Annotated in this window: 20 protein-coding genes and 1 pseudogene; 13 read left to right on the top strand and 8 right to left on the bottom strand. The window is 56.6% G+C overall.

Going from position 1 to position 23,544, the window contains the following annotated elements; genetic code table 11:
- Nucleotides 1-2 precede the first annotated feature (2 nt).
- Nucleotides 3-1,925: a DNA primase gene (gene dnaG / locus B2952_RS08650; RefSeq protein WP_290734403.1), complete on the bottom strand. Its 1,923-nt coding sequence runs from the start codon at nucleotides 1,923-1,925 to the stop codon at nucleotides 3-5.
- Between the two features lie 255 nt (nucleotides 1,926-2,180).
- On the opposite strand from dnaG, the gene B2952_RS08645 reads away from it, so the two are divergent.
- Nucleotides 2,181-3,062 carry a fibrobacter succinogenes major paralogous domain-containing protein gene (locus B2952_RS08645; protein WP_290734405.1) on the top strand — a complete coding sequence of 294 codons (882 nt, stop codon included), beginning with the start codon at nucleotides 2,181-2,183 and terminating at the stop codon, nucleotides 3,060-3,062.
- Here the strand turns inward: B2952_RS08645 and B2952_RS08640 are convergent.
- The 3 genes from B2952_RS08640 to B2952_RS08630 all read right to left on the bottom strand — a co-directional run bounded on the left by B2952_RS08640 (nucleotide 3,059) and on the right by B2952_RS08630 (nucleotide 6,220).
- Nucleotides 3,059-4,399 carry an MATE family efflux transporter gene (locus B2952_RS08640; protein WP_290734407.1) on the bottom strand — a complete coding sequence of 447 codons (1,341 nt, stop codon included), beginning with the start codon at nucleotides 4,397-4,399 and terminating at the stop codon, nucleotides 3,059-3,061. The two genes, B2952_RS08645 and B2952_RS08640, sit on opposite strands and share 4 nt — an antisense overlap.
- An 85-nt stretch (nucleotides 4,400-4,484) precedes the next feature.
- Entirely contained in the window at nucleotides 4,485-4,997 is a 513-nt protein-coding gene (locus B2952_RS08635; RefSeq protein ID WP_290723065.1) for an acyl-CoA thioesterase, read from the bottom strand.
- Complete coding sequence (locus B2952_RS08630) at nucleotides 4,994-6,220, bottom strand: DegT/DnrJ/EryC1/StrS family aminotransferase (protein ID WP_290734410.1); 1,227 nt, start codon at nucleotides 6,218-6,220, stop codon at nucleotides 4,994-4,996. Before B2952_RS08630 ends, B2952_RS08635 begins: the two co-directional genes overlap by 4 nt.
- A 111-nt stretch (nucleotides 6,221-6,331) precedes the next feature.
- Between B2952_RS08630 and rpsT the strand changes: the two genes are divergently transcribed.
- The 6 genes and pseudogenes from rpsT (at nucleotide 6,332) to B2952_RS08600 (ending at nucleotide 13,025) form a co-directional block, all read left to right on the top strand.
- Nucleotides 6,332-6,592, top strand: coding sequence for a 30S ribosomal protein S20 (gene rpsT / locus B2952_RS08625; RefSeq protein ID WP_290723061.1), 261 nt, complete (start codon nucleotides 6,332-6,334; stop codon nucleotides 6,590-6,592).
- A gap of 205 nt (nucleotides 6,593-6,797) precedes the next feature.
- Nucleotides 6,798-7,361: pseudogene (locus B2952_RS14170) on the top strand (GTP-binding protein); the annotation flags it as partial.
- Between the two features lie 415 nt (nucleotides 7,362-7,776).
- Nucleotides 7,777-8,193, top strand: coding sequence for a roadblock/LC7 domain-containing protein (locus tag B2952_RS08615; RefSeq protein WP_173364846.1), 417 nt, complete (start codon nucleotides 7,777-7,779; stop codon nucleotides 8,191-8,193).
- Nucleotides 8,194-8,205: 12 nt separating this feature from the next.
- The gene (locus tag B2952_RS08610) at nucleotides 8,206-8,715 is read left to right on the top strand and encodes a hypothetical protein (RefSeq protein WP_173364847.1); all 510 of its coding nucleotides are present in this window, start codon (nucleotides 8,206-8,208) and stop codon (nucleotides 8,713-8,715) included.
- Nucleotides 8,716-8,720: 5 nt separating this feature from the next.
- Nucleotides 8,721-11,576 carry a hypothetical protein gene (locus B2952_RS08605; RefSeq protein WP_290728896.1) on the top strand — a complete coding sequence of 952 codons (2,856 nt, stop codon included), beginning with the start codon at nucleotides 8,721-8,723 and terminating at the stop codon, nucleotides 11,574-11,576.
- 45 nt (nucleotides 11,577-11,621) lie between these two features.
- Complete coding sequence (locus B2952_RS08600) at nucleotides 11,622-13,025, top strand: BamA/TamA family outer membrane protein (RefSeq protein ID WP_290728894.1); 1,404 nt, start codon at nucleotides 11,622-11,624, stop codon at nucleotides 13,023-13,025.
- A gap of 152 nt (nucleotides 13,026-13,177) precedes the next feature.
- On the opposite strand, the gene B2952_RS08595 is transcribed toward B2952_RS08600, so the two are convergent.
- Nucleotides 13,178-14,164 (bottom strand): KamA family radical SAM protein, encoded by a 987-nt coding sequence (locus tag B2952_RS08595; protein ID WP_290728892.1) that lies wholly within the window; start codon nucleotides 14,162-14,164, stop codon nucleotides 13,178-13,180.
- A gap of 43 nt (nucleotides 14,165-14,207) precedes the next feature.
- On the opposite strand from B2952_RS08595, the gene efp reads away from it, so the two are divergent.
- The 4 genes from efp to B2952_RS08575 all read left to right on the top strand — a co-directional run bounded on the left by efp (nucleotide 14,208) and on the right by B2952_RS08575 (nucleotide 18,268).
- Nucleotides 14,208-14,792 (top strand): elongation factor P, encoded by a 585-nt coding sequence (efp, locus tag B2952_RS08590; protein WP_290723049.1) that lies wholly within the window; start codon nucleotides 14,208-14,210, stop codon nucleotides 14,790-14,792.
- A 160-nt stretch (nucleotides 14,793-14,952) separates the two neighbouring features.
- Nucleotides 14,953-15,723, top strand: a complete 771-nt coding sequence (locus B2952_RS08585) for a fibrobacter succinogenes major paralogous domain-containing protein (protein WP_290728890.1) — start codon at nucleotides 14,953-14,955, stop codon at nucleotides 15,721-15,723.
- Between the two features lie 14 nt (nucleotides 15,724-15,737).
- Complete coding sequence (locus tag B2952_RS08580; protein ID WP_290728888.1) at nucleotides 15,738-16,574, top strand: fibrobacter succinogenes major paralogous domain-containing protein; 837 nt, start codon at nucleotides 15,738-15,740, stop codon at nucleotides 16,572-16,574.
- 116 nt (nucleotides 16,575-16,690) lie between these two features.
- Nucleotides 16,691-18,268 (top strand): sialate O-acetylesterase, encoded by a 1,578-nt coding sequence (locus tag B2952_RS08575; RefSeq protein WP_290728886.1) that lies wholly within the window; start codon nucleotides 16,691-16,693, stop codon nucleotides 18,266-18,268.
- Between the two features lie 33 nt (nucleotides 18,269-18,301).
- Here B2952_RS08575 and B2952_RS08570 read toward each other — a convergent pair whose 3' ends face one another.
- A complete protein-coding gene (locus tag B2952_RS08570; RefSeq protein ID WP_290728884.1) occupies nucleotides 18,302-19,297 on the bottom strand; it encodes a hypothetical protein in 996 nt (331 codons plus the stop codon).
- Between the two features lie 10 nt (nucleotides 19,298-19,307).
- Nucleotides 19,308-19,736 (bottom strand): hypothetical protein, encoded by a 429-nt coding sequence (locus tag B2952_RS08565; protein ID WP_173364853.1) that lies wholly within the window; start codon nucleotides 19,734-19,736, stop codon nucleotides 19,308-19,310.
- Nucleotides 19,737-19,889: 153 nt separating this feature from the next.
- Between B2952_RS08565 and thiL the strand changes: the two genes are divergently transcribed.
- Together thiL and B2952_RS08555 are read left to right on the top strand one after the other, a co-directional pair.
- Nucleotides 19,890-20,873 (top strand): thiamine-phosphate kinase, encoded by a 984-nt coding sequence (gene thiL, locus B2952_RS08560; RefSeq protein WP_290728882.1) that lies wholly within the window; start codon nucleotides 19,890-19,892, stop codon nucleotides 20,871-20,873.
- A gap of 14 nt (nucleotides 20,874-20,887) precedes the next feature.
- Entirely contained in the window at nucleotides 20,888-22,804 is a 1,917-nt protein-coding gene (locus B2952_RS08555) for a GspE/PulE family protein (RefSeq protein ID WP_290729090.1), read from the top strand.
- Nucleotides 22,805-22,909: 105 nt separating this feature from the next.
- Here B2952_RS08555 and rpsD read toward each other — a convergent pair whose 3' ends face one another.
- Entirely contained in the window at nucleotides 22,910-23,515 is a 606-nt protein-coding gene (gene rpsD, locus B2952_RS08550; RefSeq protein ID WP_173364855.1) for a 30S ribosomal protein S4, read from the bottom strand.
- Nucleotides 23,516-23,544: the final 29 nt, after the last annotated feature.

Here is a 23,544-nt window from a genome sequence, read left to right as displayed (position 1 = left end):
TTTTATCCTTGTGTGGCGGCTAGGATTTGTATAAGGGGTTTCTTGCTCTTTATGAGCTGGTCGGCGAGATTGTCGATGGATACGGCGCCGTTCCGGTACTGGTTCTCGAGTTTTTGCATGTTCTGCACGAACGTATTCAGCGAGATGCGCTTTTGCACGCCCTCGTTTGTGCTGAGGTCGATGGTTTTGCGGAACCGGTCGCACAGCCTGGAGGTGAGCACCAGGAGCGTCTCGTAGAACTCGTAGATTTCTTTCGGCGGGGTCCATGCTTCGTCAGGAAGCCCTTCCATGAACTGCTGCTGTAACGGCGAAAGCTGCTCGTAGAGGCTCTGCGGGGAAAATGTGCCTGTTTCGGAGTAGAAGGCGATGACGGTCATCACGAATTCGTCGACGAGGGAGGATTCGAAGAACTGTATGCCGGTCGCAGCGAGTTCCATGTCGAAATATTCGCAGGCACGGTCGAGAAGCGTCGGGTTTTTCACGAGGAGATTCGCGAACCGGGTCTCTACTTGGGCGAGGACGTTCCACGGGACACTTTCGGCTTCCTGCGGAGCTGCGGGCATCTCGCCATATTCCGCGAATTCCGGATCCGGTTGCGGCTGCGGTACGCTTACCTTGGGCGCCCTTTGCGGGCGGATGCTCTGGATGCCATCCAGTGAGCGCGACGTGTCGAACCGTTCGGCGATGAGCTTTAGGTACTGGTTCCTGAGTTCGCTGTCCTGGATGCTCTTGACGATAGACTTTGCGTAAGTGACGAACCTGGCCCTGGACTCGATACTCTGGAGGTCCGTCTTGCGGGCAAGATAGCTGAGCCAGTCATCGGCGTGCTTGAGCTCTTCGCGGAATGCGTCGGCTCCTTGTTCGTTCACGAAATTGTCGGGGTCGATCTTGGTACCGTCGGGGCGCGACAGCGCAAAGATTCTCGGGTTGATGCCCTTGGGGAGTACGATTTCTAGCGAGCGCATGGTCGCTTTTTGGCCTGCGGCATCGCCGTCGAACACGAGGTAGGCGGTTTTCGCGTAGCGGGCGAGGATGCTCGCGTGAATTTCGGTGAGCGCCGTGCCCGATGCGGCGACCACGTTCTGCACGCCGCCCTGGTAGAGGCTCATCAGGTCGAAGTAGCCCTCGACGATGATGACCGCGTTCTCCTTGGAGATGGCGGCGCGGCTGTGGTTGAGCCCGAAAAGGATCTCGCTCTTGTTGTAGAGTGCGGTATCCGGGCTGTTCATGTACTTGGGGCGTTCGAAGCCTTCCTGCTTGGGCGCGAGGTCGCGGCCGCCGAACGCGACGACGATTCCCGACTGGTTCTGGATGGCGATCATCAGGCGGTCGCGGAACTTGTCGGCGATGCCCCCGTTCTTCTTCTCGGTGGCAAGGCCCGCCTTCACGCAGTCGCGGGGCGAAAAGCCGTTCTTTGCCGCATAGCCGATAAAGCCTTCGCGTCCATCGGGAGCGTAACCGATGTGGAATTCTTTGCGCGTCTTTTCGCTGATGTTGCGCTTGTTGAGGTACTCGAGAGCCTTCTTGCTGAGCGGGAGCTGCTGCTCGAACCATTCGCAGGCGAGTTCGTTGAGCTTGCGCACCATCGCGCGCTCTTCGGTGACCTCGGCGTTTTCCTTCGATGTAAATTTCGGGAGGTCGAAACCCACGAAGTTCGCAACCCATTCCACGGCGCCGTTGAAGTCGATTTTCTCGTGCTCCTGCACGAACTTGAACACGTCGCCGCCCGCATTGCATGCAAAGCACTTGTAGATGCCGAGCGTGGGGTTCACGGTCATGGAGGGGGAGTGGTCGTCGTGGAAGGGGCATACGCCCACGTAGCGGTTCGTACCCGTGCGCTTCAGCGGCAAGAACTGCTGGATCACGAGCGAAATGTCCGCTTGGCTCTTGAGCTGCTGAATGACTTCGTTAGGGTAGAACGGCATGCGTCAAATTTAGCTTTTTTTAGTAAAAATGTTGGCTTCGGGCACGCCCCGCACGCTCGCACAATCACTTCGTTTAAGTATTCGCTTTGTAAGGTTGCCTTCTACGCAAAAAATGACGAGGACTCCAGTAGAAAAATGCTTGTTGTTTTTGGCGCATGTGGGGGGGGGCGGCGGGAGTAAAACCTCGTGACTGCTTGTCCTTTCGGTTTTCCTTTGAACTGCATTTTCTTATATTTCAAAAAAATAGGAGGAAATATGAAGTACTTATTCTCTAGGTTGCTGCGGGGATTTGCTAGAGCCTGCCACGAGCGAAGCGTGGTGGCGGCAATCGTTTGCCTGACACTTGCTTTTGTCGCGTGTAGCGATGGCGACAGCGATTTCGTGACGCGGCCTTCGGATGGCTCGTCGTCGAGCGTGTGCGAGGACTGCGATGACGGGTCTTCGTCCAGCGCCAAGTCTAGCAGCAGTTCGTCTAAGTCTTTGGATTCTGTCGTCGGTTGTAAGACCGAAACGGAAGACAACTGCGAATACGGCGAGTTGGTGGATGACCGCGATGGTCAGACTTACAAGACGGTAAAAATTGGTGACCAGTGGTGGATGGCTGAAAACCTGAATTACGAAGTGGATTCTAGTTTCTGCTATAACGATTCTGCCGAGTATTGTGAAAAGTTCGGGCGCCTTTACAGGTGGGCTGCGACGGTAGGCAAGTCGGAGAGTGAATGTGGCTATGGCTATACATGCTCTCTGCCGTCAGGAAATATTCAGGGTGTATGCCCTAGTGGCTGGCACCTGCCGAGCAGGGCTGAATGGGAAACTTTGATTAACGCTGTAGGTGGAAAATCAACCGCTGGCATAAAACTCAAGTCCTCATCTGGGTGGAATAGCAGTGGCAATGGCACGGATGCCTTTGGGTTCACGGCGCTTCCTGCTGGCGATAGGAACGTCAGAGGGGAATTTAGCCTTGAGGGCCGCGACGCGTTCTTCTGGAGTTCTACGGAGAACGATAGTAGTTACGCTGACTGCATGCTCTTGCGCTTCGGCTACGACGATGGCGGCATGCGCTTGCGCTACGATGATGCGCTCCTGGATGACTTCAGTAAGTATTTCGTGTTCTCAGTTCGTTGTCTCAAAGACTAAACCACGGCCTTGCTTTTCCAGCGGCCGCTGCGCCAGCGCCAGATGTTTGCGAACGAACGGTAGAATTCGTCGCTCGCCATGCCGAGCCAGAGTCCGGGGAGTCCTAGCCCCACGACAAACGCGAGTATAAGCGAAGTCGCAAGCCCGAGCGTCCACATCATGCCGCTCCCGACAATCGCGGGGAACTTGGAATCGCCCGCGGCCCTGAGCGATGTGGTGAGGATGAAGTTCACCGCCTTGAACGGCTGCACGGCTACGTCGCACCAGAGGCATATTTTCCCGAGCCTAAGCACTTCCGGGTTGTCGGTGTAGAGCCGTAGCAGGTGCTCGCCCAAGAGTGCGACGATTATCGAGAGCAAGAGCCCGCTCGTGATGCCCACGGCAAGCGTCTGGTAAACGCGGCGGTTCGCCTTCACAAAGTCGTGGGCGCCTACGAGGTGTGCCACGAGAATCTGGTTTCCGCTGCCGAGGCCAACCCCGAGAATCACGGAAAGGGCGGCGAAGTTACCTGCGAACACGCGGGCGGTCATCGCGGTGGTGCCCACGTACACGACCATCGCGGTAATGAACACCTGGAAAAGCTGGAAACTGATGGGCTCCGCGGCGGCGGGGAGGCCGATGCGCACCCAGTCGGGGAGGAGTATGCGGGAGCGCTTCCAGTCGCGGGCCCTGCTCTGGTGCTTGACCTTGAACTTGAGCACCATCCACAAAATTCCCGAAGAAATCAGCCACGAGAGCGCTGTGGCGAGGGCCACGCCGTAAACGCCCATCTTGGGGAGCCCGAAATATCCTTCGAGGAAAACGACGTTCAGGGCGGCGTTCGAGGCGATGGTGAGCGTGTTGCCCACGAGGTTCCATACGGTAAGGCCGTGCGTGGCGATGAGGGCGGTGAGGATGGTCTGCAGCGCGCGGAAGGCGAATCCGAACGAGACGACGCTCAGGAACATCATCGCGTATTTCGCGGGTTCCTCGGTGAGGCCCATCCATTGCGGAATGTGCCCCGAAAGCGGGAAGATGACGAGCGTGAGGGCGACCCCGAGCAAGATGCTCCCGAAGAGGACCATCGTCTGCGTGCTGTTTGCGTGGCTGTTCTGCTTGGCGCCGATGTACTGCGAGACGATGCTTGCGCCGGACTGCGCGAAGGCGTGGAGCGCGGTAAAGAGTGCCCCGAGAATCGGGAGCATGGCGCCGACGCCGGCGGCTGCGGTTTCGGATGTGCGCGAGAGGAACCAGCTGTCCATCATGGGCTGGATCATGCCCACGGCGAACGTGAGGATAAGCGGCCAGGAGAGGCTTATCAGGGAGCGGTCTTTGACGTCTTTTTGGGGTCCGCGCATGGCACAATTTTAGAAATGGGAAGGGGCCCGCGAAAGAGCCTCGAACATAAATAATGGTTCCGCCTGTATACAGTCCGCGCCGCTGTTACCCGAGTTTCTTCCCCAATTCAATCCTTGCTTCGCGGCGGACAAGCGCCTGCTCGTAGCGGCGGCGGGCTTCGTCGGAATCGGGTTCCACGGGGGCAGTGGCGGTGGGCCTGCCGTTGTCGTCGATGGCGACGAACGTGAAGTAGGCGTGCGCGACCGGGAGTTCGGCTCCGTTCTCGGGGTCGGTTTCGGTTATCTTGAGCCCGATTTCCATGGAGGTGTTGAACACGCGGTTCATGCTCGCGTGGATATTGAGGATGGTGCCGACCGCAGTCGGGCGGAAGAACCGCACGCCGTCGATGGAGACGGTGTTCACCTTGCGGCCCGCATGCTTGAAGGCGACGATGCAGGCGGCTTCGTCCATGAGGCTCATCAGGTAGCCCCCGAAGGCGTTGTTCAGCGCGTTCGTGTCGACGGGATGCACGATGGCGTGCGATTCCAGTGCGGACTCAGAGACCTTGCGGGGAGTCTTGTCGTTGGCGATTTCGGGTATCAGGCCTGTGTTTCTCATAGGACGGACCTCAGCTTGTTTATGATAAAATCTACATCGGTAAAGGCGCAGACGGGGAGGCTTACTGCCTTCTGGCTCGCCATGATGGCGTTCCTGTTTTCGCTGCCCTGTGCGAGCCCCCTGAAGCAGGGCTGTTCGTGCAGCGGCTGCGGGTAGTGGATGCAGTGCGGGATTCCCGCGGCGTCCAACTTTGCGATAAACGAATTTCGGTCATCAGCCAGCACGGTGTACTGCGCGTAGGTGCTGGTGCATCCGTGCTCGATGTATTGCGGCACGATTTTTGCACCGGCGCTTGCGCCCGAAATGTCCGCACCCGCGGAAGCGCGAAGACCCGCGTTGTATTCCGCGAAAAACTCGCCGTATTTGCGGGCGTTCTCGCGGCGCACCTTCAGTTCTTCTTCGAGGTGGCGGAGCTTTACCCGTAGCACTGCTGCCTGCAGGGCGTCGAGCCTGCTGTTCATGCCCACGGTCTCGTGCAGGTAGCGTTCCTTGCTCCCGTGGTTCGCGATTTGCCGGATTTTTGCTTCCAACTTCGGGTCACTGGTGAACAGCGCACCGCCGTCGCCATAGCAGCCCAGCGGCTTCGAGGGGTAGAAACTCGTGATCGAGATGCTGCCGATGGTGCCGGCGCGCCAGGGCTTGTTTGGGGATATGCCTTCCCACGGAGCGAATGTCGCCCCGAATGCCTGTGCTGCATCTTCTAAAAGCCAGAGGTCGTTCGCGACGGCGATTTCCCATAGCTCGTTGAAATCCGCAACTTGCCCGAACAGGTCCACGCCGATAATCCCGCGTGTCTTGGGGCCAATCAGCGCTCTCACGCTTTCCGGGTCGATCTGGAGCGTTTCGGGGTCGATGTCGGCGAAACGCGGTATGCCGCCCAAGAACGCGACGCATTCCGCCGGTGCAATGAACGTGAAGTCGGGTACTATGACCTCGTCCCCCGGTTGAAGCCCGAGCGCCATGAGCGCGATGGTGAGGGCGTCGGTGCCGCTTGCGCACGCGATGGCGTGAGTTTCGGGTTCCGCGCGGTCTTTTCCGGCAAAAGAGCCTTGCATTCCGGCGTCCGAATTCCCAGAATTGCAATAATCCGCAAGTTCCTTTTCGAGGGCTGCCACTTCCGGCCCGCCGATGTAGCATCCGCTGTCTAGAACGGCGCGTTCTGCGGTCTCGAGTTCTTCTCGATAGGCCTCTCTTTGCGCTGTCAGGTTCACGAATGGCATCATAATGGCTAAAATTTAGCAAATTCGCCCAATTTGGGGGCTTGACAAATTCCCATTCTTTACTATCTTTGTCCCTACAAAAAATTTTAAGTAGGTTTTACCCGGAGATTTAAGGTGCCTCAACATCAATCTTGCAAAAAGCGTTTGCGTCAGGCCGAAAAGGCCAATGCCATGAACCGTGCAGCCCGCGCCGAAATTCGCGCAAGCCTCAAGGCCATCCGTACTGCTACCTCTAAGGATGCCGCCCTTGCCGAAATGCCGAAGCTGTTCCGCCTTCTCGACGTTGCTGCCAACAAGAGCCGCGCCGGCTTCAATGCCAACCGCGCTGCCAACTACAAGGCCAAGGTCGCTAAGGTCATTAACGGCTTCGCCTAATCGCGCACGCTAGTTCGACGAATTGCGTACCGGTGCACTTCCGTGCATCGGTATTTCGTGTTTTTTGCGGCCGTTCCCGTCTATTCCGTTGTACGGCAATGAGTTGGACTTGTCTAAATGGGGCTAAATCGTTGCTTCTCATGCTCTTTCCGGCTCCGTTCCTGATAATTTTTTCTAGATTAGCGACAAGTATCAAGGATTAGAAATGTCTTCGATTAATTTTGCTACGCGTGAAATCAGCTGTAAGGTGGTGTATTACGGGCCCGGTCTTAGTGGTAAGACGACGAACCTGCAGGTAATCCACCAGAAAATGCCCCAGGACAAGCGCACGGACATGGTGTCGCTTGCGACCGAGGGTGACCGCACCTTGTTCTTCGATTTCCTTCCGCTCAATCTAGGTGATATTAAGGGCTTCAAGACCCGTTTCCAGCTCTATACGGTTCCGGGCCAGGTCTATTACAATAGTACACGTAAGCTTGTGCTTCGCGGTGTCGATGGAATTGTCTTTGTCGCCGACTCGCAGCGGTCGCGCCAGGCCGAGAATATCGAGAGCCTGCAGAACCTCCGCCAGAACCTCCAGGATTACGGCATGGACCTCGACGACATGCCCTTCGTGCTCCAGTACAACAAGCGCGACATGGAAAACGTGTTTACCCTCGACGAGATGAACGCCGAGCTTAACCCGCGTCAGGTTCCGTTCTTCCCGGCGACGGCTCACAACGGCAAGGGTGTCGTCACGACGCTCAAGACTATCGCGATGCTCGTGATTGAAAAGTTCAACGTGAAGCAAGGGTTCCTCCGCAAGGCCGCCGAAAGCGTGAACAACACGGGCGTGCACGACGTGAGCCTCACCAAGGAAGGGGTGTCCGTTTCCCAGCCCGCTCCCAAGCGCGAACCGCGCCCGGCGGAAGCCCCCGCTGCCACACCTTTCAAGATGCCCTCTTTTGCTGCAAGGCCTACTGCCGGCGCTATGCCGTCTGGCAATGCAGGTTCGGGGCTCTTCCAGAAAAACGTTGCCTCGTCCCCGTTCGGACGTCCCCGTGCGGTTCCGCAGGCTCCGCGCATGCCTTCATTCGGCCGCGTGGTCGACAAGGCGAACCAGGAGGTCTCGGACGACGAAATCGAACTTCGTCCGTATGTCCCGAAGAAGAAGTGATTTGCGGATTTTTCAGGAGTGTTGCTGAATGAGCGATTTTACGATTTTTTCCGATGACGTTGGCAAGGTTCGCCGCCTGATGCTTGCTTACCAGGCTAGCGTGAAGGCCAACTACATTGTGCTGTGCCATCGTGACGGTTCCATTATTGCCGAAGTGGGATCTCTCGGAATAGATGCGACTCCGCTTGCCGTCCTCAGTACGGCGTCGTTCGACTCCGCCCGCCAGGTGGGGATGATGCTCGGTGGCGAAAATTTCCAATCGGTATCGTATTCCGGCGAAAACCGTTCCATCTATATTTCGCCTGTCGATGAATCCCTGCTGCTGGTGCAGGTGTTCCCGGGTTCCAGACTCCCGAACCGTATCGACGATTTCAACCGCCTGCTTGTCGAAAAGCTGGTGGATGCCGTCCCCGCATTTACGCAGAACACGAGCAAGCTCAGGTAACAGGGGTTTTCCGTGGCAGGCATTCCGCCACTTCGCAATTTGAGGAAGACGACCTTCGTCGTTGTCATTGTCTTTTTTGGATTCTTCATCCACCGCTTCGTTGATTTCTTGACCGACGACCTCTCGTTGCAGAATTTCACGGGGACGGACCTCACTCCTGCGCAGAGTGTTGTGTGCCGCGATGTCGTGCGTGGAACGCCGTTCGGTGTCGACAGCGTCTTCGAGGAAAATACTCGACTTTACTTCTATTCTACCGTCTCCAGTTCGGTCCGTTATTCTGCCGATACGTTGCTGCACGTTTGGTACTGGGGCACGGACACTATCCAGAAGGCTCCCTGCGTGATGAAGGCTGCAGAAATCCATAAGGGAATCGAAGACAAGCAGTCTTCGCAGTCCAGCTTTAGCGTCTGCCATACCGAGATTTCCCCGAAACTCCTGAAACCGGGCGAATGGAGCGTGGACCTCGTTGCCGGCAGGGAGCTTCTGTCGAGCAAGCAGTTCCGCATCGAAGCCGATAGGTAGGGCCCATGAGGCGCTTGTTGTGGGCGGGCGTCCTTGTCGCGTGCAAGGCTTTTGCCTTGGATGTGGAACAACTTCCGGTATGGAATCCCGATTCGCTTTTTCGCGACAGCATCCCTGTTGCTGTAGATTCGGCGAGGCCTGTGCAGTCGCTTGAGACCCATGGCTACAAGACCATGCAGGTGACCGTGGGGGACGACGATACCCAGGTTGACCAGCAGCTTAGGCTTTCCATTACGGGAATGATCGGGGATAGCGTCGAAATAGATGCTTTGCTTAGCGATGTGGACCGCAAGGCGGGAGACCAGACGACCGCGACGCTCCAGGAGGTGGATCAGGTCTATTTCAAGGCGACTTCCAGACACTGGATGCTTCATCTGGGCGACCTCACGTGGCAGGATTCCGACCTTGGACTTTTTTCGGTGGAACGGACCACACTGGGGGGAATGGTCGGGTTTAGGACGAATTTGTCTGAAGTTCGCGCCGTGGCCGGAACGGATGGTGTCCAGAGTATTTCTCGCACTTTTGCGGGCGTGAGTGGCCAGCGCGAGGGCTATTCCCTGAGCGGTGACGGAAGCTTCATTTCGGTGGTTCCGCAATCGGAATCCGTCTGGATCAACGGCGAAAAACTTTCGCGGGGCAAGGATTACGAGGTGAATTATGCTGGCGGCCTTTTGAACTTCAGGGGGACGCGGATGCCGCATCCCGAAGACGAAATTCGTGTGGAATATGATGCCTACGAAGCGGACAACGTAATGGGCCTTTACGGCGTGGCGGGGGCGTTCCGGCATCCGAACCTGTATTTGGATTTGTCGGGGTTCCGGCTGGAGCACGATGTGGACCGCCTTAAAAAGGGCCTGTGGAGCGATGACGACTATAAGATGCTCAAGTCCGATGACGGAAGCGAGTTTGTTCGTGACGACTCTCTGGGCGAGTTGCGTCGTCCGATGCGTACCGAGATGGCCGGGGCGCGAATCCGTTTGCAGGGGATGCACCGCTATTTTGCGGATTTCGAGCTTGCGGCGAGCCGTCGCGACAGCAATACGGTTTCCGAAGAAGTGAACGGACCTTCGGGACGTGCCTTCCGCTGGTTCTTGACGACGGATTCCTCTGCCGCGATGCGCGCCCTTCCTGTGGCGTTTTCCGCATACGGAAACTACGTGGCGGAACGTTTCGACTTTTCGGGGTTCCAGGGCGGCGATAACGACTGGAATTCGTATAAGCTAAAGGACGAATGGGACTTGGATAGCGCGCTGCTTGCAAACGGCAGCTATCGCCACGATGAATTCGCCCTGCGCTTCCGCCTGGGGGCGGGCTGGTTCGGTAATGTCGCGTGGGGCTACCGTCAGGGCGACTTTGAACGCTGGAATTCTTCGCGCGTGAAGGGGGGGCTCACTCGTAACGTGCAGGGGCATGCGACCGAGCTCTCGCTTATCCATGTGCAGAGCCAGACGGAGGCGGCCGGGGAGCGTTTCCAAGGGTATTTTTCCGAAAAATGGGAACGTGGGTTCGTGCGACCCTTTGCCGGTTCGGATGTGCGCTATACCGAACGCGATAGCGCCGGGCTCGTGGACGAGGAATTTTCGCTCAGGGCGAATGCCGGGATATCGCTGGTGAAGGATTCCTGGAACGTGCGCGAGGCTGCGGAATTCTGGAACGTGGACAGGCGTGGCGATTCCTATGGTGAAGAATGGAGCGATTCCCTGCGGCAAGTGAGGTGGAACCAGTCTGCCGAAATTCACCTGAAGCAAATTGAGTTGACGCATTTTTTGCAGTATGAATACCGCGACCTTGCAGAATCGGGAGACGAAAATAGCTGGGCGGGGGATTTGGCGGGCCGTTTCGGCGATGAAAAGGCGGGAATCCACGGGACAGTTTCGTACAAATTGGGGCTAACGGAAGAACAGACCTACACGCCGGTCTACAAGGCGGTGGCGAAGGGGACGGGCGACGTGCGTTACGATAGCCTGACGGGCGCGTTTATCGAAGGGGTCGACAATGGCGACTTTGTGTACGAGGGAATGGGGCGTAACGATTCCATCGGGGCGGTACTGGCGTCGAATTCGGGATTTACTGCGAGTATGGAAATGTGGCCTGGGCGCCTCTTCGGAGTAAATTCGGGTATCTTGCGTGATATCAAGCTGTCCGGTTCCTTCAACGCGTTATCCGAGGATACGACGGGGCATAAACTGTATTTCCCGGCATTGTTGCCTTCGGCGCTGCACCGGGTTTCTTCGGGTGCGCTTTCATGGAGCGGGAATGTGGAATGGGAGCATCCGTCAGGTGCCTTGGCGGTTTACCGTCCGTCGGCGAATTTCGACAAGAAACTTTCATCTATCGAGTATTATGAGTCCGTATTCCGTCACGAGGCGGAAATCGGCTACAAGATCAATGAAGACCATTACATGGGTTTGACCGGGTTTGTCGAGAGCGATGAACTGGATGCGCTGCAGGATCTGGAATGGGATATCAGGAGTGTGTCCGGCAAGTACCGTTTCCATTTTTTGGACGGCTTCAGCCTGGAACCCGGCGGCCGCTACCGCTATGGCGCGGGCGAGGAATCTACGGGTCGCGAGTTCGACGCCTACCTTTGGGAAGCGTCGTTGCGTTTCGGTTATCGACGGATTAACACCTTCGATGGGTTCGTGCGTTTCTCCTATGTGCAGGTGGAAACGGGGGACGACGTCGTTCCCTACCAGATGATGTCGGGCTACAGCGACGGCAATACCTTCAGGCTGGAGGCTTCCGCATCGCTTTCGGTGAACAAGAATATTTCTTTCGGCCTGCATTATGTGCTGCGGTTCGGTGATTCCGAAGAAAATGTTTTCCAGAAACTTTCAACCGAGGCCCGTGCGGTATTTTGATAATGGATGATGTGGAGTGTGAACTTTAAATTTGAAGATTAGGATATGAATCGATTGGTGTTGTACATATTGCTCTTGGCGGCCTTCGCTTTCGCGAAGGGCGAGGGCGCATGTACTATCAATAGCATCGCGTGGAAGGGTGAACATACCGCATTCGACGAGGCGCAAATCAAGGGCGCCCTCGGGCAACCTTGCGACGCGTGGAAGGCGCTGGCGGCGAAACTGGAACGCTATTACGAGGACCAGGGATTTGTCGCAGCGCGCGTGCAGGGTGAAGTCCGGCACGAGGGTGGAACGCATGGAAGGAATGTGCTGGAACTTGAAATCCAGCGGGGCGCGGCTTACGTATGGGCAACGCCCGAAAATCTCGATTCCGGCGGGACAAGGCGCGATGTGTTTGCAAGACTCACAGGCATCGAGGCGGGCGAGGCCGTGTCCCTCACGGACCTGGAACGCAGCGAGCGCAGGCTTTCGCGCATCGGGTACTACAACCGCACGGCTCCCACGCGCCTCTTCCGCGACCCCGCAAGGAACAGGATTGTGCCCGCGTTCAGCATGCGGAAGGCAAATGTGTCGGAAGCGGAAGGCGTACTGACGTATTCCAGCGAAGGCAATGTGTGGGAAGGAAAATTGGATGTTAATTTGTTCAATATCGCGGGGACGGCGCGCGACCTGCAGTTGGAAGGCTTTACGGGCGAAAATACGCGGCACCTCTCGGGCCGCTACAAAGAACCCTGGATTTTCGGGACCGCATGGAACGTGGTGGTGCGCGGTAACTTCGACGAGGAAACGGTTGAAGACTCGACTATCGAGAGGGTCGTCGTGGGCGAGGCGGGCATTACGCGCGATATCGGGTTCGATTTCAGCATCGGCGTGTTCCTCGGCATCAGCGAAGACGACAAGCACACGTCCCTCGAAATGTCTTACGTGTCGCTCGACAGGTTTGTGTTGCCCCGTAGCGGCATGCGCTTGGATGCCTCCGCTTCATGGAAGATTGACCGGCCCGATTCACTCGACAACTACCTCTCGGCGAAGGCGAACGTGATGGCGTATTACCCGTTGTACGGCAATTTCATTGCGCGCTTTGCCGGCATGGCGGGCGGAATTTTCCCGACGGAGGCTGATCTCCGTCGCTCCGACCTGTTTGCGCTCGGCGGCCCGGGCGATTTCAAGGGAATGCAGTACCGCATGCTTCGCAGTCGCGCCTACGGGCTTTCGGAGTTTGCCCTACTGTGGCAGGACGGTTATGACCTGAGCATCGAGGCGTTCTACCAGCCTGGGCTATATCGCCGTTTGGCTCCGGGACACGGCTGGGCGCGCGAGCAGGGTTACGGAATCGGGTTTACGCAGTATCGCGGGAACTGGAGCGTGAACCTGTATTACGCGCTCCGCAACGGCTGCGATTTCCTCGACGGTATAATCGGCTTCGGCGTGAAAACTTTATTTTAATGTGGAATGTGGAGTGTGGAATGTGTAATGAATGATTTCGCATCGCACACCTCACATTTCACACTACACATTAGTCACCGCGGCGGAAGCCGCTATACTGACGTCATGCTCGCGACACATTCTTTCGTCATGCTCGCGAAGGCGAGCATCTTTTACACAGGCGTCTTGCTCTTTTCGCCCGCGATTTCTCTCACCAGCTTCGGCACGAGGTAGCCGGGCAGGCGCTTGCGGATTTCTTCAATCAGCGAGCGCGCTTTCTCGTCGCTCACTTCAAAATGCGCGACGCCGTTTGCGTGGTCCAGCTGGTGCAGGTAATAAGGGAGCACCCCCTGGACAAAAAGCTTGCGGCACAGTTTCTCGAGCGTCTCGGCGCTGTCGTTTATTCCCTTCAAAAGAACGCTCTGGTTCAATAGTGTCCAGCCGGAATACTTCAGTTGTCCGAAAACCATCTGGGATTCCTCGTCGAGTTCGTCCGGGTGGTCTACGTGTGCTGTAAGCACGCACTCGAAGCGCGCGGGCAGTTCGCGCAGGAACTCGAAGTGCTGCATCGCCACATCGGGCCGCATTACGGGGAGTCGCGTATGGATGCGCAGTGTGGTGACAGAACCATGCATGGCTATCGCCTCCACCAGGTCGCGGAATTCACCGGGGCCCAGCATGAGCGGGTCACCTCCCGAAAGGATGACTTCCCAGATGTCGCTGTGCGTGTCGAGCCAATCGCTTACCTGTCGCGCCACGTCGGGAATGTTCTGGAAGGGGTAGTTCTTGCGGAAACAGAAGCGGCAACGCGCACCGCAGGTGGCGGTCGAGACAATCAGCGCCCTCCGGTCGTATTTCTGGATGACGCAGTCCGCCTTGCCCGCGGGCAGGTCGCCTACCGGATCGTCCACGAATCCGGCGACGTTCTCGCGCTCGTCGACATGCGGTAGGATTTCGCGCAAAAGCGCCTCGGGTTCGTTTGCCTTCTTGATTAGGTCGGCATAGTGCCTCGAACACACGAAAGGAAACTTAGGGCTTAAGTCTAGTTTGCCGTGCGGGGCCGCATTTGCGATGGCAGGGGAGCATTCCGGGCCCAGATATTCTAAAAATGCAGGAATTTGCGTGAAAATTTTTGGGGATTCGTCCATTGATTCTTCCATTATATTGCTAAATTTAGCTATCAAAAATCAACAAGAGGATAATATGGGTACTGTAAGCACCAACGAATTCCGCAAGAAACTCAAAATCATGGTTGATGGTCAGCCGTACGAAATCATCGAGAACCAGTTCGTGAAGCCGGGCAAGGGCCAGGCCTTCAACCGCGTTCGCATCAAGAACCTGGTGACTGGCCGTACTCTCGAACGTACTTGGAAGAGCGGCGACACTGTCGAAGAAGCCGACGTGACCTACACCGAAATGACTTACCTCTACAACGACGGTTCCACCTGGTACTTCCTCGACAATACCACGCAGGAAACCATGGAAATCGCGAAGGAAGCCCTCAACGGCTGCGAAGTGTGGCTGCTTGACGGTGCTACCGTCGAAGTCACGTGGTGGAAGGACCCGAAGAGCGGTTCTACGCTCCCCATCGAAGTCATCCCGCCGACATTTGTCGACCTGATGATCGTTGAAGCTCCTCCGGCAGTGCAGGGCAACACCAGCGGTAACGTGATGCGTGAAGCCACTCTCGAAACTGGCGCCAAGGTGATGATCCCGCTGTTCATCGAGAACAACACCAAGATCCGCGTGGACACCCGCGACGGTTCTTACCTCGAACGCGCCAAGTAAGACCGCTCGTTCGTCGTTTTGTCATACCCGCGAAGGCGGGCATCTCCCTTTCGCCTGCGCGAAAATGACGCTTTTGTCACCCCCGACTCGTTCGGGGGTCTTTTTTTTTACCGCCAAAACGAAAAAATTCTATTATTTGATTGTGTTTTTAGGAGGAAATATGCGTTCCCTTTGGTTTGGTGTTTTTCTTTGTGCGACGATGCTTGTCGCCTGCGGTGACGACGACAGCGATTTTGCGACTCGTCCTTCGGACGGGTCTTCGTTGAGCAGTAGCTCGGCAATGTCGTCTGGTTCTGTATATAGAAGTGGGCCATGCAAAGTTGAAACTGACGAAAACTGCTTTAAGGATGACCGCGATGGTCAGACATACAAGACTGTGAAAATCGGCAATCAGGTATGGATGGCGGAGAACCTGAACTTTGAAACGGATGAAAGTGTCTGCTACAACGATTCTGTCGATTATTGTGACAAGTACGGTCGCCTTTACACATGGGGCGCGGCGATGGACAGTGCTGGCACATGGAGTGTGAACGGCAAGGGCTGCGGATATCTCAAGACATGCTCACCAACCGGTACTATACGAGGAGTATGTCCCAGTGGTTGGCACCTGCCTAGCAACGCAGAATGGGAAACTTTGTTCAACGCAGTCGGTGGAAAGACGATAGCCGGAAAAAAGCTCAAGTCTACATCCGGTTGGAATAGTAGCCGCAACGGCACGGATGCCTTCTCGTTTTCGGCGCTCCCTGCTGGCCGCAGGGACGACGATGGGAATTACAACTATGAGGGCAGCCTCGCGTACTTCTGGAGTTCTATGGAGCTCAATATCGACTACGCATGCTTCGTGAACTTGTACTACGACAACGACGATGCATTCCTGAACAACTACGACTATAAGTACGTCGGTTTTTCGGTTCGTTGTCTCCAGGACTAATTTTAGGAGGAAATATGCGCTCACTTTGGTTTAGTGTTCTTGTTTGTGCGGCGATGTTTGTCGCCTGCGGTGACGACGACAGCGATTTCGCGACTCGTCCTTCGGACGATTCGTCTTCGAGTGTCACACCGAAGTCGAGCGATAGCGAGACAAGTGTGTCCAGCAGCAGTTCAGTGACTGGAAGAACATCGTGCGATGTGAACACTGATAAGAACTGCTTTATGGATTCCCGCGACGGCCAAACGTACAAGACGGTCACCATCGGCACTCAGACTTGGATGGCCCAGAACCTCAACTACGCCTATACTGATGTTCCTTATAAACGTCTAGACTATACCTCTGATTCCACCAGTTGGTGCTACAAAGACAGTGCAAGCTACTGCACCAAATACGGCCGCCTTTATACATGGGCAGCCGCGATGGACAGCGTGGGCACATGGAGCACGAACGGCATGGGTTGCGGCTATAATAAGACATGCTCTCCGACTTATCCTGTTCGCGGTGTTTGCCCCGAGGGCTGGCATCTGCCTGATTCAACGGAGTGGGCAACACTGTTTGCTGCAGTCGGTGGATTATCGATTGCTGGTCAAAAGCTCAAGTTCGCGACTGGCTGGACGACGAAGAGCGGCATCACCAACGAGGATGCCTTCGCCTTCTCCGCGCTCCCTACCGGCGGCAGGGACTACTACGGGAGTTACGACGGCGAGGGCAACTACGCGGACTTCTGGAGTTCTACAGAGGACGGTAGCTACAACGCGTACTACATGTTCTTGTACTACTACTACGGCGGTGCGCACTTGGGCTACAATGGCAAGTACGACGGTTTTTCTGTTCGTTGCCTCAAGGACTAGGGCTAACCCCTTCAAAAATCACCTCATTGACAATCTGTCTATGGAATAAGGGCGCTTTGGGCGCCTTTTTCGCATTTTAGAGGGTAGATTTAGAATGTTGTTTGAAAGGAGTATGTATGGGAATGTTTAAACAACTCACCCGGTTTATGTCCGTGGCGTGCTTTGCCGCGGGCTTTCTTGCGTTCGGAACCGCGCCTGCTGGTGCCGCTCCGGACCCGAATTTCCACATCTACATCGCGTACGGGCAGTCCAATATGGGTGGCACTGCCGATGCCCAGAGCGCCGATAAGGCCGAAAACCCGCGTTTCAAGATTTTCGCCTCGCAAAAGTGCAGTGGCAAGGGCCGCAACACGCTGGGCGAGGTCTACCCGGCGGTGCCTTCGCTGTTCAACTGTGGCAACACGATTTCGATTGCCGACTGGTTCGGGCGCACGATGGCCGACAGCATGCCCGACGTGACCATCGGGATTATCCCGGTCGCGGTGGGTGGCGCAAGCATCAAGCTGTTCGACCAGGACCAGTACGCAACGTACCTCTCTACGGCAGAAAGCTGGCTCCAGAACTACGCGAAGGAATACGCGAGCGACGGCAACGTCACCAAGACGATTATCGATATCGCGAAGAAGGCGCAGCAGGTGGGCGTCATCAAGGGATTCATCTTCCACCAGGGTGAAACCGACGGCGGCTACCCGGACTGGCCGAAAATTGTGAAGAAGACCCGCGACGATATCCTCAAGGCGCTCGACATGAGTTCCGATACGGTGCCGTTCGTGGCGGGCGAGCTCCTGCGTTCGGGCTGCTGCTATTCCGACCGCGTGTCGAAACTCCCGAACACGATGGATAATACCTATTACGCTTCTTCCGAAGGCCTTGACGGCAACGGCGTGGACCGCTACCATTTCGGTCACGATGCCTACGTGACATTTGGCAAGCGCTATGCCGAACAGATGCTCAAGGCAATAAACCGCGCTCCGGTGGTTCCCGAACCGCAAAAGCCTTTCAAGGGTAAGCCGTTTGAAATTCCGGGCAAGATCGAGGCCGAAGACTTCGACATCCCGGGTGTCGGCTCGGGCAACGATTCCTACAGCGAAAACGATTCCGAAGACCACGGCGGCACCAATTACCGCGAAGGGACGGGTGTCGACATTTACAAGAAGGCGACGGGCTACATCGTGGGCTACAACCAGGAAGGCGAATGGCTCGAATACACCGTGAACGTCAAGGAAGTGGGCGAATATTCCTTTTACGCGTCTGTCGCATCCGCAAACGAGACTTCAGGCTTACAGATGTCGCTTGACGGCAAGAACATCACCGACGTGATCTCTGTCCCGAAAAACGAAGGCGAGGACAACTATGACGACTACAACAAGGTGCGTGCGACGGTGAACCTCCCCGCGGGCGAACACATATTGCGCTTTACGGTAACCGGTTCCTGGATGGACGTGGATTACTTTGTGTTCGGAGAAGACGAAATCGTTTGCGTTGACGGATGCACAGACTTTGTAAGGCCTGCGCTATCGCATGCGACCGGAGCCGAAAACTACCGCGTCTTTGACATGAACGGCAACTATCTGGGAATGGTGCGAGCCTCTGGAATGCAGGAACTCCGGGCCAGCGCGAAAACCCTCGTGAAAAACAGCGGCACGTTCATTGCGAAATCCCGCGCAGGTTCCTTGACGATGCAGATAAAATAATTCAAGCACACTGCAGGTGTGCCCATGCCCTCCCTAGTCATTTAAAGCATCCCTAAACACTCGGGCGACTTCGTCCGGGTTGTCGCTTTTTAGCCAGGTGAGCGTCTCGGTGCCGCGGTAGCTCCACGCGAAGATATTGTCGATGCCGGCGGCACGGCTCTCTTCGACAGCAATCGCGAGGTCGTTTTCGCGGCCCGCTTCAATCTGGTACGCCTTTACCCACATCTGTACGGCCTTGCCGTACTTGGCGGCGACATCCGTCAATTTGCGGGCCGTCTCGGCATACTTCTCGCGGACCCATTCCTCGGTGGCGCCGCGTTCCCAGTACGGGTCGCTGGCCACTTCGTCGACGCTTTCGAGCGAGGCTACACGGCCCCAGTCATCGAGCCCTGCGGGAAACCAGGGCGGAAGCATGCACACGCAGTTGCGCTTGCCGCGCGCGTGAACGTCCTCGGTCATTTCTTTCAGAAAATCAATAAGCGAATCCTCGCGGAACTTCAACACGTCGTTGGTAAGTTCGGCGGGCATCTCGTAGCCGAAACGCGCCTTGAACAGCGCCCGGCACTTTTCACACCTGCAACTCCAGTTCTGCAGTCCGCCCTTCTCGAAATAGAAATGCGGCTCGTCCCAGAAAATCGTGTCGACCTTTGTCGCGCAAACGGATTCAATCCATTTGTGCATGTAGGCGCGGAATTCCGGATGGTTCGGGCAGGCGGCCACCTTGGGCTTGCCGTCGAGCGCCACCTGGCACATGTCGTGATTGCGGGCGGTAAGCTCCGAATATGCCTCGCCACCAAACACGCGCCCAACGCCCCACGGGTTCACGTAGACCTTGAGGCCCATTCCGGCGCTCCCGTCCACGATGTCCTTCATCGTTCCGTAGTAATACTGTTCGTCTTCTTCGCTCCACGTGTGGAGTACCGCGTTGTAGCCTGCCGCCTTAACGTCGGCCATGTCGGCAAGAACGTGCTTGGGCGCGCGTACGCCAAAATAGCTGACGCCCTTGATTTTGAGAATCGGATTTTCCATGTATGGAAATCTAGATTTCTGTGCTCGCCCATTGCGGGGTCGGTGTCTTGCACAGCACCTGTTCGAGCGTCTCGCGCCATTCGTCTTCGTCGAGCGGTCGGCGGATCCAGTAGAGGCTGTTGTCGATGTCCTTCTGGATAGGCATGGAATCCGGGACGATTTCCACAATCCACGATTCCGGGATGCTGCTGTGGAGCCTTTTGCTGAACTCGATGTTTACGTCTGTGGGGCGGTCGGCATGGTCGAAGATGATGAGAGACGGGGTCTCGCCTACGATGAGGGCCGTCTCCAGGATGCCGGAGGCCTCTTCCACGGAGTTGCACGTGTACATGGTGCAGTCCTCGGCCATGTCGTTTTCCAGGAGCCACCGGAGAGTCCACTGGCTCATGCGGTCGAGGCTGCCCGGGGAAGATGGCGTTATGAAGAATATGTGTCCCACGGATTAAAAGATAGGTATTTATTTTGAATTGTGAATAGATTTTTTAGGGTGTTTTGAACTTTTATTTTTTACCCCACGATTATTGCCAACTTATCCACCATTTGTCGCCAAGATGTTTTTTTGGAGGGGGCGCGAGTTATTTAAATTTGGGGTATGTTCCCTAATTTAGGCGAGTTTAATTTTGTTCGCAAGATTCTAGAAAACAGCGTTGCCCCGGACCCGAAAGCACCGGGGAACCGTGACTGGTTGCCCGCGGGAGACGATTGCGCGCTCTTTGACGGGTGGCTCGTGACGAAGGACCTCTCGGTGGAAGGTTCGCATTTTCGCCTGGACTGGTCCACTCCCGAACAGGCGGTCGAAAAGCATATTGTATCGAACGTCTCGGACATATCCGCGATGGGCGGCGTGCCGAAGCTCGCCGTATTCGGCATTTGCGTGAATAAGGCGTGGAATGCCGAGGTGCGAGACCGCATCTGCCGTGCCGTTTCCGAAGGCTTTGCGCGGCGCGGAATCGCCCTGATTGGCGGCGATACGGTTGCGGGGGAGTGCGGCATGTTCTCGACGACGCTTCTTGGCCAGATGGAAGGCGGTTCGCCGCTGCTGCGCAGCGGCGCGCGTCCGGGCGACGGCGTGTATGTCGCGGGAACGCTGGGCAAGTCGGCGGCGGGGCTCTGGCTTCTCATGAACCGCCCGGACGCTCGCGCGGATTTCGCGCGCCTCGCCGACTACCACCTCGCCCCTCAAATCGACGAACGCTGTGGCGCGGAACTCGTGAAGCATGGCGTGTGCGGGGCCTGCATGGATATCAGCGATGGCCTTTCCTCCGAACTGAACCACCTTGCCCTTTCGTCTGGGGTCGCAATCGAAATCGAAGAGGGCCTGCTGCCCGTGGATGCCGATGTTCGCAGGCTTGCGGACCGGTTCGGGCTCGATCCCCTGGAATTTGCGTTGAATGGTGGTGAGGAATATCAACTATTATGTGCATTTTCTTTAAAAAATGATATATTTTTAAAAAATGCCGCCTTGTCGCAGTGCTTGACGCGAATTGGTTCCGTAAAGGCCGGTTCCGGCGTGAGCATGGTGCGTAAGGACGGCCGTGTTGAAATTGTCAAAGCACAAGCGTGGTCGCATTTATGATAAGCAACGTGAAAATGAACTTGGGCGAATTGCTGCTCCGTCAGGGAGTCCTGGACGAAGACCAGCTGGCCCATGCCGTTTCTGAACACAAGCGTACGGGCATGGCCCTTGCGAAGATCCTGGTCCGTCTCGGTATGGTGACGGAAGACGCACTGACAAGCATCCTCGGCGTGCAGATGCAGTCGACGACCAAGATGCGTATCGGCGAGATGCTTCTTGCGCAGGGCTACATCAACCAGGAACAGCTGGAGAAGGCCCTCGAAATGCAGAAGGCGAGCGGCAAGCGTCTCGGCCGAACCTTGGTGGACCTCGGCTACATGCAGGAAGAACGCCTTATCGAGATTCTTTCCAGGCAGTTCGAAGTGCCCTATGTGAAGCTCGAAAACTTCGCCATAGATTCCGAGGCCTACACCTACCTGCCCGAAGACATGTGCAAGACCTACAAGGTGGTGCCGCTGTTCATCTCGAAGAACGAGGACGAACGCAAGGTTGTCCGTGAGGCGCTTACGCTTGCCATGGCGGACCCGACCAACATGCGCGTCATCCAGATCGTCAAGTTCAAGGTCAAGATGGAAGTGGATGTGGTGATGGCCTCCGAGGCCGACATCCAGAAGACTATCGAACGCGTGTTTGCGGGCCACGGCCCCGCCGAAGAATCCCTTGCCGAACTTATCGGCGAAACCAAGGATGGCGAGGAACTCGAAACGGTGGAACGCGGCCAGGGCGGTAACGACGAGCCCGAACTGACCGACGAAGAAGGACGCGCGGTGGTGAAAATCGTGACGACCTTGATTCACGAAGCGATTGCACGACATGCTTCCGATATTCACCTCGAACCGCAGGAGACCTTCCTCAAGCTCCGTTACCGTATCGACGGCGACCTGCAGGTGATGGCTCCGATTCCCGCGCGCCTCATGCCGCAGATCCTTTCGCGTATCAAGCTCCTCTCCAAGATGGACATCGCCGAAAAGCGTCGCCCGTTGGACGGACGCTTCACGGTGCGCTACAAGGGTTCCGAAGTCGACCTCCGTGTGAGCTCGTTCCCTATTTCGCTCCGCAAGCGCGGTGTCTGCGAAAAGATCGTTATGCGTATCTTGGACCCGAACTCGGGTCAGTTCCCGCTCCGCGAAATGGGTTTCGATTCCCGAGTGCTCAAGCAGTTCCTCGAGGCGATTAACCTTCCGAACGGCATTATCCTCGTTACCGGTCCTACGGGTTCCGGTAAGTCCACCACGCTTTACGCTTCCATCCGCGAGATTCTCGATTCTACGATCAATATTTCTACCATGGAGGACCCGGTCGAACTTAACATCGACGGCGTCAACCAGGGACAAATTAACAATGCCGCGGGCTTTACCTTCGCGGCGGGCATCCGCGCCTTGCTCCGTCAGGACCCGGACGTCATCATGATCGGTGAAATGCGTGACCAGGAGACATCGTCCATGGCTATCGAAGCTGCATTGACGGGTCACTTGGTCTTCAGTACGCTCCATACAAACGATGCTGCCGGTTCGTTCCCGCGCTTGCTGGAAATGGGCCTGGAACCGTTCCTTGTTTCTACCGCTATCAAGGGCATCCTGGCCCAGCGTCTGGTGCGCCGCATCTGCAAGTACTGCAAGGAGCCGGTGGAAATTTCCGACTCCCTTCGCGACGAACTGCACCTCTCCCCGGACATGCAGTTCTACCACGGCAAGGGCTGCGAGAAGTGCGACGGTTCGGGCTACAAGGGCCGTTGCGGTATCTACGAGTTCCTGGTGCCGAACGAATCCGTGCGTAACCTCGTTATCCGCCGCGCATCCGGCGACGAGATCAAGCGCTGCGCCATGAAGGAATGCGACATGATTACGCTCCGCATGGACGGCATCAACAAGGCGCTGCAGGGCCTCACCACGCTAGAACAGGCGGTGGGCGCGTCCGCTGCGGACGACTGATTGTGGGGAGCACCGGCTCCCTCCTTCTTGCGCGATTCGAAACTGCAAAAGAAAAACGCTCGGCATTCGCCGGGCGTTTTCTCAAACTTTCGTTTGTATGGTTTACTACCTGGAGTAGTATTCCACGACGAGCTGTTCTTCGAGCTTGACGGGGATCTGTTCGCGGAGCGGGAGCTTCACGAGCGTGCCTTCCATCTTGCCGGCGTCGACAGTCAGGTATTCCGGAGCAGCCGGGGCGTTAGCGATGGCTTCCTTGATCTGCACGTGTTCCTTGGAACGTTCGCGCACGGAAATCACGTCGCCGGCCTTCACGAGGCGGCTGGGGGAGAAGCTACGAACACCGTTCACGGCGAAGTGGCCGTGTGCGACGTACTGGCGGGCAGCGAAGATGGTGCGGGCAAAACCCATGCGGTAGACGAGAGCGTCCAGGCGGGTTTCGAGCAAGATCATCAGGTTGTCACCGGCAGAGCCTTCGCGACGGTTGGCTTCCTTGTAAGCCTTGGCGAGCTGTGCTTCGGAAATGTTGTAGGTGAAGCGAAGACGCTGCTTTTCGACGAGCTGCTGCTTGTACACGGAAGCGGACTTCTTGCGGTTCTGGCCATGCTGGCCGGGCGCGAAGTTGCGGCGGTCGAGAGCCTTTTGTGTCTTCTGAGAAACGGCGACTCCGAGGGAGCGCGCTACTTTACCTTTTGGTCCACGGAAGGAGGACATAGTTACCTCTTTGAGGAAGCTCTTTGGTT

This window comes from Fibrobacter sp. UBA7003 (assembly GCA_002449765.1).
In the GTDB taxonomy this organism is placed as follows: domain Bacteria; phylum Fibrobacterota; class Fibrobacteria; order Fibrobacterales; family Fibrobacteraceae; genus Fibrobacter.
This window is presented reverse-complemented; position numbering and strand designations above follow the sequence as displayed.

Bases quoted from the DNA above. Each gene is read 5' to 3' on its own strand.
- B2952_RS08595 (WP_290728892.1), bottom strand. From the start codon at position 14,164: ATGGAAGAATCAATGGACGAATCCCCAAAAATTTTCACGCAAATTCCT.
- thiL (WP_290728882.1), top strand. From the start codon at position 19,890: ATGTTCCCTAATTTAGGCGAGTTTAATTTTGTTCGCAAGATTCTAGAA.
- dnaG (WP_290734403.1), bottom strand. From the start codon at position 1,925: ATGCCGTTCTACCCTAACGAAGTCATTCAGCAGCTCAAGAGCCAAGCG.
- B2952_RS08570 (WP_290728884.1), bottom strand. From the start codon at position 19,297: ATGGAAAATCCGATTCTCAAAATCAAGGGCGTCAGCTATTTTGGCGTA.
- B2952_RS08645 (WP_290734405.1), top strand. From the start codon at position 2,181: ATGAAGTACTTATTCTCTAGGTTGCTGCGGGGATTTGCTAGAGCCTGC.
- B2952_RS08585 (WP_290728890.1), top strand. From the start codon at position 14,953: ATGCGTTCCCTTTGGTTTGGTGTTTTTCTTTGTGCGACGATGCTTGTC.
- B2952_RS08605 (WP_290728896.1), top strand. From the start codon at position 8,721: ATGAGGCGCTTGTTGTGGGCGGGCGTCCTTGTCGCGTGCAAGGCTTTT.
- rpsD (WP_173364855.1), bottom strand. From the start codon at position 23,515: ATGTCCTCCTTCCGTGGACCAAAAGGTAAAGTAGCGCGCTCCCTCGGA.
- B2952_RS08580 (WP_290728888.1), top strand. From the start codon at position 15,738: ATGCGCTCACTTTGGTTTAGTGTTCTTGTTTGTGCGGCGATGTTTGTC.
- B2952_RS08615 (WP_173364846.1), top strand. From the start codon at position 7,777: ATGAGCGATTTTACGATTTTTTCCGATGACGTTGGCAAGGTTCGCCGC.
- B2952_RS08640 (WP_290734407.1), bottom strand. From the start codon at position 4,399: ATGCGCGGACCCCAAAAAGACGTCAAAGACCGCTCCCTGATAAGCCTC.
- B2952_RS08630 (WP_290734410.1), bottom strand. From the start codon at position 6,220: ATGATGCCATTCGTGAACCTGACAGCGCAAAGAGAGGCCTATCGAGAA.
- B2952_RS08635 (WP_290723065.1), bottom strand. From the start codon at position 4,997: ATGAGAAACACAGGCCTGATACCCGAAATCGCCAACGACAAGACTCCC.
- efp (WP_290723049.1), top strand. From the start codon at position 14,208: ATGGGTACTGTAAGCACCAACGAATTCCGCAAGAAACTCAAAATCATG.
- B2952_RS08575 (WP_290728886.1), top strand. From the start codon at position 16,691: ATGGGAATGTTTAAACAACTCACCCGGTTTATGTCCGTGGCGTGCTTT.
- B2952_RS08600 (WP_290728894.1), top strand. From the start codon at position 11,622: ATGAATCGATTGGTGTTGTACATATTGCTCTTGGCGGCCTTCGCTTTC.
- B2952_RS08555 (WP_290729090.1), top strand. From the start codon at position 20,888: ATGAACTTGGGCGAATTGCTGCTCCGTCAGGGAGTCCTGGACGAAGAC.